The organism is Sphaerisporangium viridialbum (genome assembly GCF_049674955.1).
In the GTDB taxonomy this organism is placed as follows: domain Bacteria; phylum Actinomycetota; class Actinomycetes; order Streptosporangiales; family Streptosporangiaceae; genus Sphaerisporangium; species Sphaerisporangium viridialbum.
In genome coordinates this window covers 9970368-9985712 of record NZ_CP187232.1, presented here as the reverse complement: position 1 = coordinate 9985712, position 15345 = coordinate 9970368, and the positions used below count along the sequence as shown (strand labels likewise).

Genomic DNA, 15345 nt, shown 5'->3' with positions numbered 1-15345 from the left:
CAATACGTGTCAGTGTCCGCATTTTACGGTCCAATGGTGGCTTTCACCGAAAAGTATCTGCGGATACCCGGCCTGATCGAGACGGCCGGAAGGCAGATCAAGCGCTATCACGTCAGCACCCTCGACGCCGAGATCGAGGAGACCATCCAGCGAGCGGCCTACGCGTTCCTGCCCCGGCTGCTGCCCGAGCTCGACGAGACCCCGCCGGTCGCGTTCACCGTCCTGCACCGGGCGAAGGAGGCCGCGTACCTCAACGCCTACACCTGGGTGTGGGACAACGTGCTGGAGTGCCACACGGCCGCTGCCGGCGTGCCGTTCCTGGGCTGTGACGACACCGACCCGGCCAATTTCAAGGAGCTCGCCAAGCCGTGGATCGGGTGTGTCTGGGAGCTTCCACCCCTCGAACACGAACGAGCGGCCTGGGTTCGCCACATGCTCGCACCCGACACTCCTCGCCTTTCCTCCTATCTCACCGACGTGCCGGCCGAGGGCATGGTGGGCGGCGGATGACGGGGGCCGTGTCCGCTCTCGGACGAAACCGCCGTGGTGAGGCGTCCGGTCTCCATACGGAGTAATGCCTGATCAGACCGTTGGTCGGCTCTTACCTGAAGGGCTGAAGCTCGTAACGGATGTCGCAAAGAGGCTTCCGTATCGGAAGATTGTGGACAACCGCTTCTCACGTGACCGGGGGAGGAAGCCGATCCCTTGCTAGGCTGCAAGCATCTGTTACGAACCCGGCGTTGTCTCATCGCCGGCTGATGAGACCGTTGAGAAGTGGGGTTACACCGTGAAGAAGCTGCTCGTTCTCGCGCTCGTTGCCCTCGGGGGGCTACTGGTCTGGCGCAAGGTGCAGGCTGACCGCGCCGAGCTCGATCTGTGGACTGAGGCGACCGGCAGCGAGAACTGACCACCTGGGCTGCCGATGCGGGTGCGTGAATGGTTCCGGATCAAGGCGGAGGTGATGGCATGACCAGCGCCTCACCCATCAAACTTGCCTGCCTCGATCTGGCCGGCACCACACTCGGTGACATCGCCATGGTGGAGCGGGCGTTCGCCGAGGCGATCGCGACGCAGGGCATAGTCCCCGGGACCGGGGCATATGCGCGGGCCATGGTGCACGTGCATCGGTCCCGGGGTTGTCCCAAGATCGACGTCTTCCGGGGCATCTTCCCCGGCAACGAGGCCCAGGCGCAGGCGGCCAACCTCACGTTCGAGCGCTCCTACGAGGGCGCGATCGAGCGGTCCGGCCTCGTCCCCGTGCCCGGCACCGTAGAGGCCCTCGAGAAGTTACGGGCCGCCGGGGTGAAGATCTGCGTGATCACCGGCTTCAGCCGCGCGACCCTCGGCCGGGTGCTCAGCGCCGTCGGCTGGATGGACAAGATCGACCTCGCCCTCTGCCCCGAGGACGCCGGGCGTGGGCGCCCCTGGCCCGACATGGTGCTCACCGCGGTGCTCCGGCTCCGCATCGACGACGTCCGTGAGGTCGCGGTGGCGGGCGATTCCGAGAGCGACATGCTGTGCGGGAGCCGCGCGGGCGCCTCCATCGTGGCCGGCGTGCTGACCGGCGTCCACAGCCACGAACGCCTCATCCGCGGCGGCGCGACACAGATCATCGACTCCATCGCAGACTTCCCCAGCCTCATCCTCGACAGCGAGCCGAGCCGGGCAGCAGTAGCCACTTCCTCCCGGTAGGCTGTCCTCCAGCAAGGGGCCTTAGCTCAGTTGGCAGAGCGCCTGCTTTGCAAGCAGGATGTCAGGAGTTCGAATCTCCTAGGCTCCACCCCAGCTCAAGGGCCACATCCCATGATCGGGAAGTGGCCTTTTTTGACGCGTACAGCAGCGAAATACAGCAACGGCGTCCCGGAAGGCGTGCCGATCGCCGAGATTCGCCCGGGTTCGCGCAAGCACCGCCGCCTCCTGCGCGGCGACAAGTACGACCTCATCGTCCGACCAGCCGGCGGCGCCGAGTAGGTCGGCAGCACGGCCCGCGGCAGGGCAAGACGTTAGCGCTTTCGGCGCGTACTGTGCGCGGGCATGAGGAACTTCCGCTCTCAGCGGCTGGAGAAGCTGCTGGGTACCCACATCACCCCCGAGGCTCTGACCTGGGAGCACCTCGAAAGGCTCAGGGCCGCCAAGGTCCGCGAGGCCGCCGACCTCGACTACAAAACCTTGTACGGGGACCAGCCGAGTGATCGGCACAAGCCCGGCGGCGACGTCGCAGCCATGGCGAACACCCAGGGCGGGCTCATTATCATCGGCGCCAAGGAGGACGCCGACGCCCAGCTCGACGATCTGCCCGGCGTCACGCTGTCCGACAAGGAGCACACGCGCCTACTTGGTCTCATCGGGGACCACGTCCACCCCTACGCCGAGTTCGAGATAATCCCCGTCCCTGACCCCAGTCGCGATGGCATCGGCTGCTACGTGATCGCCGTCCACCGTAGCCCCCGGTATCCGCACGGAGTGCTCATCAACAAGGGGTTCCGCTACCCGCGCCGCAACGGCCATCAGACGACCTACCTGTCGGAGCCGGAGATCGCCTCCGGGTACCGGGCGCGGTTCGCCCTCGCCCAAGACCAACTCGGCCGCGCTGAGCAGATTGAGAAGACAGCGCGGAACCGGTGCGCCACCCGCAATGGGGCCTGGCTGGTGGTATCCCTCGTGCCGGACCTGCCCGGTGACATGATCGTCAATTGGGACACCCTCACTGCCTTCAAACGCGACTTCGAGCGCACGGATCCGGTGCTGTTGTCTCGCGGCCACCAGAGTTGGCAGCGCATCGTCCCCGGGCCCCGCTGCCTGATGCTCGACATGGACGTTCTTCCACGGCAGGACGACAATGTGGAAGCACCGCATGCCCGGCTGTACACCGACGGCGCCGGCGTCTTCGCGATTAATGCGCCCGACGCCAACAAGCAGGCCCGCCTCGACGGGAGAGGAGACGGCCTGCCCTGCCGCGTCAGCGAGACGGCCCTGATCATCGCGGTCCTGTCCGGGCTGCGGTTCCTCGCCCGGTACGCCCGCGACTACGCCAACGCTGGCGGCGACGCGCTGCTCCGCGTCGGGGTCGGGGACGCCGCGCCCTTGCCGATCGAACTCGGCACGAGCGCCTCAGGGGAATCGGTGCGCCTCGGCGAGTTCACCAGACTTGGGGCGTCTGCAGAGCGCGCTGCCCCGCTCGACGGACTCGCAGACGATACCCCGCACCTGGTGGCCACCGCCGCGTACCTGGTCGGCGACATCATGCGGGCCTTCGGCCACCCCGACGTCCTTCACATCACCACCGAGGGCCACGTCGCCCCGTATCGGTGGGGCCACTACAGCGACGAGATCCAGAAGTGGGCGCAGGACGCGGGGATCGAGACGGTCTGAGCCGGGGCTCCGGGCTCGTAGCACTGGTCAGCTTGGGGCAGATGGGAATTGACGCTGTTGACCCCCCATGCGGGGTCAACAGCTCCATCCCTCACTGACCCGCGCATGGTCTTGACCGTTACCCACTCTCGCCGCTTTGGGCAACGTGGCTGGTGTCACTGCGGGTAGCCGGCCCTGGCCGGAGGTTCTGAATCTGCCGTCCTCTTTCGCACTGTAGGGGAACGAATCGGGACACTTTGTCGATCTTCTTGTTTTTCTCCCTCAAGTGAGGGAGGATTTCGCGAAGACGAGATAGAGGAGGTACCTATGCAACGAGTCATCCACAAGGAAGACGCTGCGGTTAACCGGCTTACGCAGCTAGGGCTGACCGTGGGCGACATCCACGCGGCCCTGGGCGCCGGGCAAGGCGAGGCGCGGTCATGGTCGGAAGCGGCGCCTCGAGTGATGCCTGGCATGGCCCGATGGGGGCGGATCAACGAGCACCTGCGTATACGGACGGGCCGTAGGAACTGGACGTACGAGAACCCGGGTGGACTACCGCTTACGATCAATCCGTCCGGCGAGTTAGCGATCGTCGCCACGACCGGCGATCCCCAAACTGGCAGCCTGACCGGTGCCGCTCCCACCACGAAGTACGCCAAGGGGGCGACGTACCAGAAGGTCGTCGAGGACAACGAGCAGCTGCCGTTGTTCTTCGTCGACGCCGAGGTCGGTCCAAAGCTGCATGATGCCGCGGAGGCGCCGCGCGCTACCTGGATTCTTCTCTACCACGTCACCGTGCGAGGCATCGCGGTTGAGCTGTCCTTACCTGGCAAGATCACTGAGCAGGGGTACGTGAGTTGGTGGACAGAGCGGATCTTGATCCCGTTCTACACCTTCGAGGATGTGTCGATCGGTGATGACAAGCAGGACGAGGACGGGCAGAGCTTCGACGTTGCTGTTGAGCGCCGCTGACGCCCGATAGGGTGAAAGGCGGCACTATGACTGACAAGCACCCATTTACCCCATCGCGGTTGAGAGTGGCTCGAAAGCGTCGAGGCATGACCTTGGTGCGCCTGGAGCAGGTCACCGGAATCACCACACGCACCCTGTCCGAGTACGAGAACGGACGAGGCCGAGAGCGACAGCTGACCACCACGGTCCTAGAGACGTTGGCTAGGGCGTTGGAGGTACCGGTGGCGTTCCTCACGGCGGCAGAGATCGAGGAGATCCCACTGGAGGCGGTGAGTTTCCGGGCGCCCAGCAAACTGACCGCAGGGCAGCGGGACACCGCGTTGGCTGCTGCCCGTATCGCCATCATGATCAACGAGTGGATAGAGGAACGGTTCCTTCTGCCGGCTCCCGATGTCCCTAGCTTGACTGGAAAGGACCCGGACTGGGCTGCCGAGCGGGTGCGAGGACTGTGGAATCTTGGAGTGGCTCCCATCGGCAACCTTATTCATCTGCTTGAAGCTCAGGGAGTACGGGTGTTCTCTCTGGCCGAAGAGTGCCTGGAAGTGGACGCGTTCTCCTTCTACTGGAAGACAACCCCGTATGTGATCCTCAACACAAGGAAATCGGGGGAGCGTGGTAGGTTCGACGCCGCGCACGAACTCGGTCACCTGGTTCTCCATCCGGAGCATGAGATTCCGCATGGCAAAGAGGCTGAGCAGCAGGCCCAACGTTTCGCATCGGCCTTCCTGATGCCGGAGAAGGCAGTGCTCGCCAAGCGCCTTAACAATGCGACGGTGGACCGAGTCTTGGCGGCGAAGTCTACTTGGAAGGTCTCGGCCATGGCATTGACCTACCGGCTGCATGAGCTCAACCTCGTAACCGAGTGGGGCTATCGAAGTCTGTCCACGAACCTGTCCCGCATGGGATACCGCCGGGAAGAAGTCGGGGGCATCGCCCGGGAATCCTCCCAGCTGCTCTCCAAGGTATTCACAGCTCTGCGCGCAGAGGGCGTCACGCCACTTCAGATTGCGGATGAGTTGCATATCACGTGGAACGAGCTTAGTGATCAGGTGTTCGGACTGACGCCAGCGATGCCCGTGAAGTCACTTCCAGGAGGCTCGCAGCCGACTCCTCCTGCCTCTCCTTCGCTGCATCTGGTGAGGTAGCAGCCCTTGAACGCTACGGGCCCCTGCCGACATGGGCAGGGGCCTCACGCGCGAAGGCTTAGGTCTGCGTACGTGTATTGGTACCGACCGTTATAACTGGCTGAGCATGTAGCGGAGAACGCCCCATGCGCCGTAAATGGCGAAAAGCCACAGCACCACTTCGGGAAGAAGCTCCTCCCGCACCTGTCTCAGGTTCTTGACCAAGCGCACCAGAAACGGATCTTTACCCACGGCAACCACCTCTCGTGATCACCTCTTCCGGTAGGAGGACTCCTCCGTCGGGTCGCTCTGCCGACGGGAAGGTGGCGCCCTTCCGAGACGATCAGTCAGGTGATCCCGAAGGATCTGTTCCACTGGGGGTGGTGCTGTTGGTCTCCTTAGGTGCTGCAGAGCCCAACGGGTCTCCTGGAGTCGGAGCCCAACCTCAAGCCATTTTTTATTTTAATGCACAACCCGAGAAGACGTGCAGGGGGCTGAGGAATGCGCCAGCGTACGAGGCCACATACTCGAGGTTCGTTCCGGGTGGTGATGAAGGGGGAACCGCGGGGCTCAAAGGCCACTCCCCGTGATCGGGGAAGTGGCCTTTCGATCGTATGCAGCAACGGCTACGAATCGAGTTGATCGCCGAGCCGCTTGAGCGCCTTGCGGGTCTCCTCGGAGGAGACCTCGCTGTAGATATTCATCGTGACGGCGATCTGGCTGTGCCGAAGGATCTGCATGGCGACGCGGGGGTGAACGTCGAGGGCGACGAGGAGGGACGCGCAGGTCTTACGTGTGGTGTGGACTTTGACCCTCCGGACACCCGTCTTGCCGCACGCGTTCGTGAAGCTACGGCGGAAGTTCGACGGCTCGACCGGCCGGCCGCTCGCAGTCGTGAACACGAGGCCCGTTTCATGCCACCCATCCCCCGCCGACTCTCGTGCCATCTGCTGTTCGGCCCGACGAGCCCGGAGCGCAGTAGTCACGATGTCCGGGAAGGGAAGCACCGCGTCCGACGCTTCGGTTTTGGTCTCCCGGTGGAGCAGCTTGCCGCTGACCCGCTGTAGCTGCCAGCCGATCGTCATCTCGGCACGGTCGAGGTCGACATCTTCCCAGCGGAGCCCAAGAGCCTCGCCCAGGCGGAGACCGAGCACGAGCACCAGGACGTAGGCGGGATACATCGGGTCCTGCCGGGTGCGAGCCGACTCCAGAAAGGTACGCGCCTCGTCGACGTTCCACGGCTTCGCCTTGCTCCGACGAGGGACGGACATCTTCACGTTTGCCGCGACGTTCCGGGTAAGGATCTCCTCGCGTACGGCGTTGCTCAGCGCGGCCCGCAAGGTCATGTAGGCATCGTGGACGGTCCACTCTGACGGCTTCTGCCTACAGCACTTCCCTACGGCGCAGCAGTGCTGACGCCGAGCCGGGTTGCTGTGCGTCTCAGGTCGGGCGGCATCCTTTCCCTGCGCGCAGCACTGGCACAGCGTCCGGATCTTGTTAACCCAAGTCTGTACGTCCTGCACGGTGAGCTTGTCGAGCCGCTTCGCCCCCAGGTTGGGCAGAATGTAGAGCCGGGTGAACATCTCGTAGTTCGCGACCGTCTTCGGTGCGAGGTTGGGCTCGACAACATCCCGGAGCCAACGTGCCAAGTAGTCGGCCAGCTTCGGCGACTTTGTCACCACAGGGCCCTTCCGAGACGCTTCGTGGAGCTTGAGCCACCTCTCGTGAGTCTCCTCGCGAGTCTTGCCATACGCCCACTTGCGCTTACGCTGCCCGTCCGGAGTGGTGACCCAGACGTAGCCGGCGTAGCCGTTCTTGTAGGGGAAGATGGAGCCTTCCCCGTTGGCGCGCTGTCCCATCAGGCAGCCTCCTCGCACAGTCGGGTCACGTAGTCGTTGAGTGCGGATTCGGGGATACGGCGGCACCGCTCGCTGATGAGGACTGAGCCGAGTTCGCCGGAGCGCATGAGCTTGTAGAGGGTCCACCGGCTGACCTTGAGCTTGGCCATCGCGTCGGGAACCGTGAGCATGTCGTCGGTGTTCATAGGTCGCTCCCCGTTGCCGACGTAGACGCAGTCGAAGTGGTGGCGGTTATCGCGGCAGCAAGGACCGCGTCGCCGGCTGAGAGGCCCTTTCCGGCGTAGGACCAGTGGGAGATGACGAGGACGGTGTCCTCGTTGAAGAGGGGGAGTCGGCCGGTTGAGACGGCCTCGTCGCGTTGGTGGTCGACGCGTTCGGCGCGCATCTTGCCGAAGGTGGTGGAGTAGTGGCGGGACTTGGTGGGGAAGTGGCCGCGGAAGCCGAGCATGTGCGCCCACTCGGCGAGCCGGAGGTCGGCCAGGCCGTCGAGGGCGCCCAGGCGGAAGCATTCCGCGATGAGTCGCCGCGCGTGGTCGCGGATGGGGAGTGCGGTTAGATCTTCGGTGGCGTTGATGCGTCGGTCGAGGGTGCCAACGCATTCGGCGGCTTTGGTGGCGTATTTGGCGATGTAGCCGGCGACCGCTCGGTCTGTGAGTTCGCGCTCCATGGCGATGGCGCGAACGTCGAGTTGGGCACCCCAGCGCAGGACAGCGGACGGCTTGTCGTCGACCGCGGGGGCGGTGACGGTGATGGCCTGGTGTGCGTGCTGTACGGCCGCGGACAGCACGTCGGAAGTCGCCCAGGCCGGAGGCGCGGCGTCCGGCCCCTCCGGTCCGTCGAGGCGGATCACGGCGTGGAAGTGGACGACGCCGCGGCGCTGATACTCGGCAACCTTCGCGAAGGCGATCGACAGCTCCTCGCGCAGGGCTTTGAGGCTGTGCCCGGTCAGCTTGGCGACGTGACGGCGTAGCGCGAGGGTGAAGCGCCGCCACAGTTCCGGGGCCAGGGCGTTGAAGAACACCGACCCCGAGTAGTCGTAGCAATCCGGACACAGCGGCTCGCCGAGACGTTCCTCGTCGGCGCCGTGCCGGGCGGTGCAGGACATGACCCGCCCGTGCGGACAGGTCTCGGCGTTCCGTCGAGGGTGGCAGGGCAGGAGCTTGCCGTCCCGTTCCCGCCGGGTGTGGACGGTCCCGAACGAGGGAGCGGTGAGGGTGACGAACAGGCACGGGTGCGCGCTGACGGAGGAGGGGACACCCTTGCCGCCGGCCAGGCCTGCCCGGATCAGGTGGTAAGTGTCGGCCCGGTAGGTCTCGGCGCACGAGGGGCAGCGGGAGGCGCGTCGGGTCTTGCACGGAACCCGAAGGACGCCGTCCGGTTCGGTGCTGGTCGAGTAGCGGTGCAGTAGGGCGCCGGTGGCCTGGTCGACATGCAGGACGTGGCCGCGCAGGTGGATCGGCTGGTGGCATCCGCCGGTCGCTTTGATCTGGGCGGCCCAACGGCCGTATTGGGGGTCGTGGAGCCGGGCGATCATCCCGGCTACCGCGTGTGAGTTGGTGGTGTTGGGCATGATGGGGCGTGTCCCTTCCGGGTCTTCCGAGGTTCGGTGTGGGGATGGCCCCCGACGTGGCGTGTGACTTGGCGGTTGTGCGGTCACGCCGGGGGTGCCGGGGCTATGCCCCGTGGTTGTCTGCTCCGGTTCCGTCGCAGTCGGCGCAGGTGCCGGCCAGGCTGTCGACGCCGGTCCCGCCGCAGGTGGCGCAGCGGTAGCGGATCACAGTGAATTCGTCCACGCCCTTACCTCCAGGCCCGCGTGTCGCGAGGGTTGATCTGGGCGTAGAGCCGGTAGTCCGACCGTCGCCCGCGGTTGGGGTGCGGGTTGGAGATCGAGGTGACCCGGAAGATCTTGCGGAGCTGGTAGAGCGCGTAAGAGATCTCGGAGCGGGTGCCGTCGAGGCGGATGCGCATGGGGGTTCTCCGTTCAGGCGCCGGGGGCGGCGTTGGTGGGGTCGGTGTCGAGGGTGATGGAGTCCTCGTAGCTCCTGCGGGCGGCCCATCGGGCTCGGGAGGAGGCGAGCAGGCCCACCGCCTTGTACTCGGCGATGCCGAACGTGATCCCCGTCGAGTAGTGGTCCACCGCGAGCTCGTCGGCGTCCACGTCGGAGCCGAGCAGCCGGGCGACGTGGTCGACTTGGGCGCGGATCTCCTCGTCGGTACCGAGGGGGTAGAAGTAGATGGAGATCGGCCCCCAAGGGGCGGGGACATCGGGGTTGGTGTCCAGGAAATCGGCCAGGTCGCGCAGGCCGTTGATGACGGCCAGGCGGTCGGGGGTGCGAACCATCACGAGAGGTCCCTTCGGGTCATGCGGGGTCGGGGATGTTGCGCAGTTGCCGCAATAGCTCGGTGGCGAGTTGGTTGGAGACACCGAGTCGGGCGCGCAGGGTGTCGCGAGTGATCGGTCTGCCGTGCCGGGCGTGATGTTCGGCCGCGACGCGCCGGGCGTAGTCGAGCAGCCCGCCAGAGGCCGGAGAGGTGTCGTCCTGCCCTGCGGTGTCGCCGTACTGGACGGGGACGGACGCAGCAGTCACGGGGACGGGCGGGACGGCGGTGGGGACGAGCGCCGTCGAAGGGATCGGATCGGGGACGGGGCGCGGGGACGAGCCGGGGACGGGGGTCGGTGCGGGTACGGTGGCCGGGGACGAGGACGGTCCTGGGACGGCGCGGCGTTCGAGCATGGAGACCGCGACCAGGAACGCCACGGCCGGGGTTGCCGCGGTGACCCACCCCCAGACCGAGGTGTCGGCCTGTGCCAGGTTCGCGGCCAGGGACAACACGATCCCGCCGACCAGGACGAGGGTGGGCCAGGACACCAGGCCGGACCGTACGCGGCCGGTCTTCTTGTCGCGTTGCCGTTCGCGGGCGGCCATGACGCAGGTCAGGTCTACGCAGACCGCCACGGCCCAGGCCATCCAGCCGGTTTGCCCGTACTGGGTGGCGGTGTCGCGGATGTGGGTGAAGGAGCCCGCGCCGGCGATCAGGGCGACCACGGCCACCGGCCCGGAGTCCAGCAACCACCCGGCCAGATCGGCCGCACGTCCGCGAGGTGTGCTCATCGGAACCTCTCCTTTCAGGCCGCGATCTCGGGATGTGCGTTGCTGTCCAGCTCGTGACCCAGGCCGCTGGCCTTGACCTGCTCCCAGGACGGAGCCCGATCGGCGAAGGTCTGGGCCGCCTGTTCGGCCGCTAGGGTGGAGACGTAGCCGGACCGGGCACGGGTCCAGCGGCCATCGGCGCCGGTCACCACCGCCACCCCGGGCATCTCCGGCGGGATCGACCGGGCGGCGACCAGCGCGTCAGGGTCGAGGTCGCCCAGGGTCATCACGGCGGTTTCGGGATCGTTGACCCGGTGGCAGACCCTCCCGCCGATCTGGGCGCGCAGCGCGGTCACACCGGGGCCGAGGTCAGAGCCGATCCGCTGACCGGACAGCACCAGGTGGATACCGAAGGCCCGCCCGAGCTGGGCGATCCGCAGCAGCGCGGTAGCGGTCTTGGTGACCTCGTCCTTCTCGGCCTTGTCGGCGGTCAGGAACAGCTCGGCCAGCTCGTCGACCAGGAGCAGGATGGGAATCGGCCGCAGCGCGTCGGGAAGCTGCCAGATGTCGCGGGTGCCGTGCCGGCGACAGGCCAGCATCCGGGCGCCCATCACCCCGATCAGCTCAGCCAGGAGCCTCACCGCGTCGGCTCTGGTCGTCACCAGGGCCGACAGCCGCGGCGCGTACGGTGACAACTCGACCCCGCCTTTGAGGTCAAACCCGATGATCGCGACCGGTTGGCGGGCGAGCGCCACGAGCAGCGCGTTGATCAGGTTGGATTTGCCCGATTGGGTCGCACCCACATTCATCCAGTGCGGGATGAGCCGGAAGTCCAGATGCCAGGGGGCGCCGGTCTCCAGTACGCCGACCACCGGCCGCAGCAGGTCGGCAGCCGTCCAGCCCGACTCCGGCTCATCGGCAGGCATGGCCGGCATCACGTGGGCTAAAGGGTCGCGCGTGGTCGCCTGTAAGGTGACGCGGCCAGGCCGCGAGCCGACCACCCGGACCGCTTCGACCCGCCAGGCGTGCGATGCCCAAGTCCATTCATCGAGCGCTCAACTGAGGCCCGCCAGCCGCCGCATGCCATCCGAGCCTAAGCCCTCACGACAATGCGACATCGGTCCGGACCCGGTTCTTCGGTTCGTAGTCGGCAGGGGTAGGACGATCGGCACACTTCGGTTCTGACCGCAAGGGGCCAGGGCCGATCGCTGCCGCGCCGCTTCCGGTGCTCGGCCCGAAGGGCCTGCGCTCCGGGTCGGCTTGCCACCGGTTGACCGCGTTACTCTCAATGGTGGGACCTTGAGCGATCTCGTCGGCCGAGCGGCCCAACTCACCTGTCAACGATCCCACTGTGTTAGGCGAAAGCCCCAACCGCTGATGGTGAGGAGAGCAGGCCCCCGCTCCCGGCACCGAGAAGTCGGGGGCCTGCTGGCGACGTTACCGGCGCCGCCGGAGAAGCCGGTCGATCACCTCCACTGCGGCCTTACGGCGGGTGCTTTTCCTCGACCAGACAGCCGGGAAGATCACGCCCAGGATGATGAGCAGGACGGCGGCGCCGATGCAGAGACCGACGAAGCCGGACCGGTCAGCGAGTTGGCCGATGATCGGCAGCGGAAGCGAAGACGGCTGTTCCATAACGGTCACCGTCAGGGACGTTGACTCCCGCGTGAGGGGGTGCCTAACGTCATGCGGTACGTTTGCGTTCAGGTGAGCCTCCTTAGGGCTGCCTAACTTTGAGAGATGCGACGGCCTTCCGTGCCACCGGGAGGCCGTCGCCCCTTTTGCGGGGCGATGACCTCAGACCGTCGAAATGAATGCTTCCGCTACTACGTTCGGTAACGCAAGTTGTCCTGTGGACAGTCCTGTGGACAATCTGTGTAAAACTTGCTCCTGGGGACTTGCCCCTTCTGTGGATGACGTGTGGAAAAGCTGTGGGCGCAGCGAGGCGGCTTCTCACATGTTGGAATACGGTTCGGTAAGAAGATGAAGGTCGGAGCATCAAATGGCGGACTCCTCGCAAGGCACAGGCTGTGGACGGCAAGAATGTTGAAAAACTTCTGTCGATCATGGTTCTGAGTGACGCTAAAGCGGCCAATTCATCGCTTAAGCCTCGCGAATGCACAAAAGCCCCTGCCGCTCCTAGGTGCTTCGCGTGGACGACAGTTCCAACGGCTGCGACAGTAAAGCCCGCCGGTAGAGTCCTGCTCGGTGCCCGCAGCATCGACTTCTACGACGACCCGGATGCTCCGACCACCAATCGTCCCGTCAGCGAACGTGGTGGTCACCAACAGGGCCGGCGACATCCTCACCGATCCGACGATCCGACAAGACAACTGGGCCGCCCCGTCAGGGCCATCGACCTGGGCGGGTCGATCACGCAGGCCGCTGTACGCGAGACGCGCGAAGAGACTGGGGTCGAGTGCGAGATCGTTGGCCGCTGGGCTTCCATGCCCATCAGAGGCGGGGTATAGGCGTTGCCTCGTAGGATCGCATCGTGCAACGGCTCGCGCTCTTTGACCTGGACAACACCCTTGTAAACCTTGACGAGGCGTTCGGGGTGTGGGCCGAGGAGTTCGCCGACGAGCATGGCTTGGGGGCGGAAGCGGTTGGCTGGCTGATCGCGCTCAACCGAGACGGCTTCCCCCACCGAGAGGTGTTCTTCGCCAAGGTCCGTGAGCGCTTCACCCTTCCTGATCCGGTAGAAGAGCTGTGGAGCCGCTACCGGAGGCGCATGCCGCACCTCGTGCGCTGTCGGCCCGAAGTCCTGGATAGCCTGGCCCGGCTACGGGCCTCCGGGTGGCTCGTGGCGATCGTGACTAACGGCACGGCAGACAACCAGCTCGGGAAGATCCAGCAAACCGGGTTGGCGGAGGCCGTAGACGCCTACGCGCTGTCGGGAGTGGAAGGCATCCGCAAGCCTGACGTCGCCCTGTTCGAGATCGCGGCCAAGCGCTGCGGCATGACTCTCGCTGGGGGCGGTTGGGTCATCGGCGATAACCCCACCGCCGACATCGCTGGCGGACGCGCCGCGGGTCTCCGGACGATCTGGGTCGACCGGGGCACCTGGCCCGGTGTCGCTCACCAAGCCGACCACGTGGTCACGGACGTACTCCGAGCCATTGAGATCTTGCAGAAGAGCAAGGAGGGCGACGGCTTGTCGTGACAGCAGCGGTGACAGCAACGTCGGTCACCAGGGGCATCCGGCGGGCAGTCGTACACCACTCTCTGACCTCGGTCTCCTGCAGGGGAGCAGGGTGGTTGTTCGGCCTGAAAAGCGGGTGTTCACACTGCCGTGCGGCTTCGGTTCTACGGCGCAGGGGATCGACTTGCCAGTGTATGAGGGCTCGTGTCTAACCCGCAATGAAGGGTCCGAAGGATGACTCCCCTACCTTTGAAGATAATCTATAGCTTCGCGCGCATTCACGACATCAGCCCACAGTGCGCTGAAAGGAATTTTGCCGCCATCCTTGCGATGGATGTTTACGGTCTCCGTAAATCCGTCGTATTTGGTGCCTCCTAAGCCGAGCACGGGTTCCCATCCACGCGCTCGCCACACCGCGACCGTAGCTTTCTCTACAGCTAACGCCAATTTCCCGGTATCGAACTCGATGGTGTCGTATAGTATCCATCCCGCGCGCTCGTGCTTGCGTATCCTGCCGGTCCCGATGTTGCAGATACCCACCTTCGCTGCCGCAAGGTCGGTGTTCTGCATTAGATAGACAATCGCGGGCTCGCCTTCTTTGAAACCGCTTCGAGCGCAATTCTGGCAGCCGCCTTGTCTGGCGTTAAGGATGGTATCGGCGCGCGGTGTTACGAAGTCACCGCATTCCATGCATACGCAAAGCCATGGTTGATGGGTGTGCGTGAACGTTGATACTGGCCAATACCCTTGACTGATCATCCGCTCTTTGATCTTTTGAGGGTTGACTGCTCTGCGTGCACAGTACTTACAGCCACTACCTCGCCATTTAACCGACGCATGATACGGTGCCACCGTTTCGTCGCATACAGTGCATTTACATTGCCATGGTTCATTGGTTCCTGGGAACGGCTCCAAGGGTTGTAGCTCTCGCGCCAACATGTCACGTGTGGCTTGGTCTGGGTCGAGGTCGGGACGGCCGCATCGCTCGCAGCCTCCGTTGCCGTGATGGACCACCGAGTTATACGATGTTTTGACGAAATCCCCGCAGGCCATGCAAACGCAGAGCCATTTGCTACTGGTATTCGGGAACGCTGAGATAGGCCAGACTCCGCGGTTGACCATTTCTTGCTTCGCTGCATCCGAATCGAGCATTCTTTCCCTTATCGCGCATGGCGCGCATCCCCCCTGTCCCTTTGACGCGACGTTGGCGTAGGTCGGCGAGACGTATTCGCCGCAGGCCATACAGCGGCATGGCCACGGGGTAAGCGTGTTGACGTACGGGGCGACTGGCCAGACCCCACGGCGAATCATCGACTGCTTCGCCTCTTCGGCGTCAAGCTTCTGCTGCGCTGCGGCAGCCTTGCTCTTGCCGCAGTATTTACAGCCGCCCACCTTCTTGTTCACCGTGTTGTTGTAGCGGGGAGTGACGTACTCACCGCAGGTCATGCAGCGGCATGGCCAGGCGGCCTGGGTTCCCGGAAATTCCGCTACCGGCCAGACTCCTCGAGCGATCATCGCCTGCTTCGCGTTTTCTGGATTCTTCTTGGGCACGACTCTGCTCCGAAGCCTGGTTCTCTGCAGGAAAACGGGAATTACGCCGGGCTATGCTGGAAAAAGCGAAGACTCAGGTCCCGGATCATCGCGATGCTTCGAGATCTCCTCGTGGACCAAACGTTCAAGATCTGGGAGTGAGATAGCTTCAGCATCGATCGTCTCGCTATACCCGCCCAGCCTGGGCAGGTTGCTGCGGCTTAGGAAGGCACCCGGGATCCCCATCTCGCGCAGCCGGCTGTGTATGGCTT

At 65.0% G+C, this 15345-nt stretch carries 19 protein-coding genes and 1 tRNA gene; 10 read left to right on the top strand and 10 right to left on the bottom strand.

The annotated features are described in order from the left end of the window. Positions 1-33: 33 nt before the first annotated feature. From ACOZ38_RS45130 to ACOZ38_RS45095, 8 genes are all read left to right on the top strand, one after another. Positions 34-510 (top strand): hypothetical protein, encoded by a 477-nt coding sequence (locus ACOZ38_RS45130; RefSeq protein WP_405142810.1) that lies wholly within the window; start codon positions 34-36, stop codon positions 508-510. A 277-nt stretch (positions 511-787) separates the two neighbouring features. Further along, positions 788-907 carry a DLW-39 family protein gene (locus tag ACOZ38_RS45125; protein WP_211264163.1) on the top strand — a complete coding sequence of 40 codons (120 nt, stop codon included), beginning with the start codon at positions 788-790 and terminating at the stop codon, positions 905-907. Between the two features lie 59 nt (positions 908-966). Further along, entirely contained in the window at positions 967-1692 is a 726-nt protein-coding gene (locus tag ACOZ38_RS45120) for an HAD family hydrolase (RefSeq protein ID WP_405142809.1), read from the top strand. A gap of 15 nt (positions 1693-1707) precedes the next feature. Next, a tRNA-Ala gene (locus tag ACOZ38_RS45115) sits at positions 1708-1780 on the top strand. A 44-nt stretch (positions 1781-1824) separates the two neighbouring features. Beyond that, complete coding sequence (locus tag ACOZ38_RS45110; RefSeq protein ID WP_424536916.1) at positions 1825-1971, top strand: hypothetical protein; 147 nt, start codon at positions 1825-1827, stop codon at positions 1969-1971. Between the two features lie 63 nt (positions 1972-2034). Further along, the gene (locus ACOZ38_RS45105; protein WP_424536915.1) at positions 2035-3372 is read left to right on the top strand and encodes a helix-turn-helix domain-containing protein; all 1338 of its coding nucleotides are present in this window, start codon (positions 2035-2037) and stop codon (positions 3370-3372) included. A gap of 306 nt (positions 3373-3678) precedes the next feature. Next, positions 3679-4326 carry a hypothetical protein gene (locus ACOZ38_RS45100; protein ID WP_424536914.1) on the top strand — a complete coding sequence of 216 codons (648 nt, stop codon included), beginning with the start codon at positions 3679-3681 and terminating at the stop codon, positions 4324-4326. A gap of 26 nt (positions 4327-4352) precedes the next feature. After that, positions 4353-5471, top strand: coding sequence for a helix-turn-helix domain-containing protein (locus tag ACOZ38_RS45095; RefSeq protein ID WP_424536913.1), 1119 nt, complete (start codon positions 4353-4355; stop codon positions 5469-5471). A gap of 90 nt (positions 5472-5561) precedes the next feature. On the opposite strand, the gene ACOZ38_RS45090 is transcribed toward ACOZ38_RS45095, so the two are convergent. The 9 genes from ACOZ38_RS45090 to ACOZ38_RS45050 all read right to left on the bottom strand — a co-directional run bounded on the left by ACOZ38_RS45090 (position 5562) and on the right by ACOZ38_RS45050 (position 12036). Then, positions 5562-5702: a hypothetical protein gene (locus tag ACOZ38_RS45090; protein ID WP_424536912.1), complete on the bottom strand. Its 141-nt coding sequence runs from the start codon at positions 5700-5702 to the stop codon at positions 5562-5564. A gap of 374 nt (positions 5703-6076) precedes the next feature. Next, the gene (locus tag ACOZ38_RS45085) at positions 6077-7309 is read right to left on the bottom strand and encodes a site-specific integrase (RefSeq protein WP_424536911.1); all 1233 of its coding nucleotides are present in this window, start codon (positions 7307-7309) and stop codon (positions 6077-6079) included. Then, positions 7309-7494, bottom strand: coding sequence for a helix-turn-helix transcriptional regulator (locus tag ACOZ38_RS45080; protein WP_424536910.1), 186 nt, complete (start codon positions 7492-7494; stop codon positions 7309-7311). The genes ACOZ38_RS45085 and ACOZ38_RS45080 overlap by 1 nt, the downstream gene beginning before the upstream one ends. Next, positions 7491-8879 (bottom strand): replication initiator, encoded by a 1389-nt coding sequence (locus tag ACOZ38_RS45075; protein WP_424536909.1) that lies wholly within the window; start codon positions 8877-8879, stop codon positions 7491-7493. Before ACOZ38_RS45075 ends, ACOZ38_RS45080 begins: the two co-directional genes overlap by 4 nt. 227 nt (positions 8880-9106) lie before the next feature. Further along, positions 9107-9277 carry a hypothetical protein gene (locus ACOZ38_RS45070; RefSeq protein ID WP_424536689.1) on the bottom strand — a complete coding sequence of 57 codons (171 nt, stop codon included), beginning with the start codon at positions 9275-9277 and terminating at the stop codon, positions 9107-9109. 13 nt (positions 9278-9290) lie between these two features. Further along, positions 9291-9653 (bottom strand): hypothetical protein, encoded by a 363-nt coding sequence (locus tag ACOZ38_RS45065; RefSeq protein ID WP_424536688.1) that lies wholly within the window; start codon positions 9651-9653, stop codon positions 9291-9293. 16 nt (positions 9654-9669) lie between these two features. Further along, on the bottom strand, positions 9670-10422 hold the full coding sequence (locus ACOZ38_RS45060) for a DUF2637 domain-containing protein (RefSeq protein WP_424536687.1): 753 nt from the start codon (positions 10420-10422) through the stop codon (positions 9670-9672). Between the two features lie 14 nt (positions 10423-10436). After that, positions 10437-11327 carry an FtsK/SpoIIIE domain-containing protein gene (locus ACOZ38_RS45055; RefSeq protein WP_424536908.1) on the bottom strand — a complete coding sequence of 297 codons (891 nt, stop codon included), beginning with the start codon at positions 11325-11327 and terminating at the stop codon, positions 10437-10439. Positions 11328-11838: 511 nt separating this feature from the next. Continuing rightward, positions 11839-12036, bottom strand: a complete 198-nt coding sequence (locus tag ACOZ38_RS45050; protein WP_424536907.1) for a hypothetical protein — start codon at positions 12034-12036, stop codon at positions 11839-11841. 431 nt (positions 12037-12467) lie between these two features. Here ACOZ38_RS45050 and ACOZ38_RS45045 point away from each other — a divergent pair, with 431 nt between their 5' ends. Next, positions 12468-12872 carry an NUDIX domain-containing protein gene (locus ACOZ38_RS45045; protein ID WP_424537208.1) on the top strand — a complete coding sequence of 135 codons (405 nt, stop codon included), beginning with the start codon at positions 12468-12470 and terminating at the stop codon, positions 12870-12872. A gap of 23 nt (positions 12873-12895) precedes the next feature. Further along, complete coding sequence (locus ACOZ38_RS45040) at positions 12896-13564, top strand: HAD family hydrolase (RefSeq protein ID WP_424536906.1); 669 nt, start codon at positions 12896-12898, stop codon at positions 13562-13564. 222 nt (positions 13565-13786) lie between these two features. On the opposite strand, the gene ACOZ38_RS45035 is transcribed toward ACOZ38_RS45040, so the two are convergent. Further along, a complete protein-coding gene (locus tag ACOZ38_RS45035; RefSeq protein WP_424536905.1) occupies positions 13787-15094 on the bottom strand; it encodes a hypothetical protein in 1308 nt (435 codons plus the stop codon). Between the last annotated feature and the right edge of the window lie 251 nt (positions 15095-15345).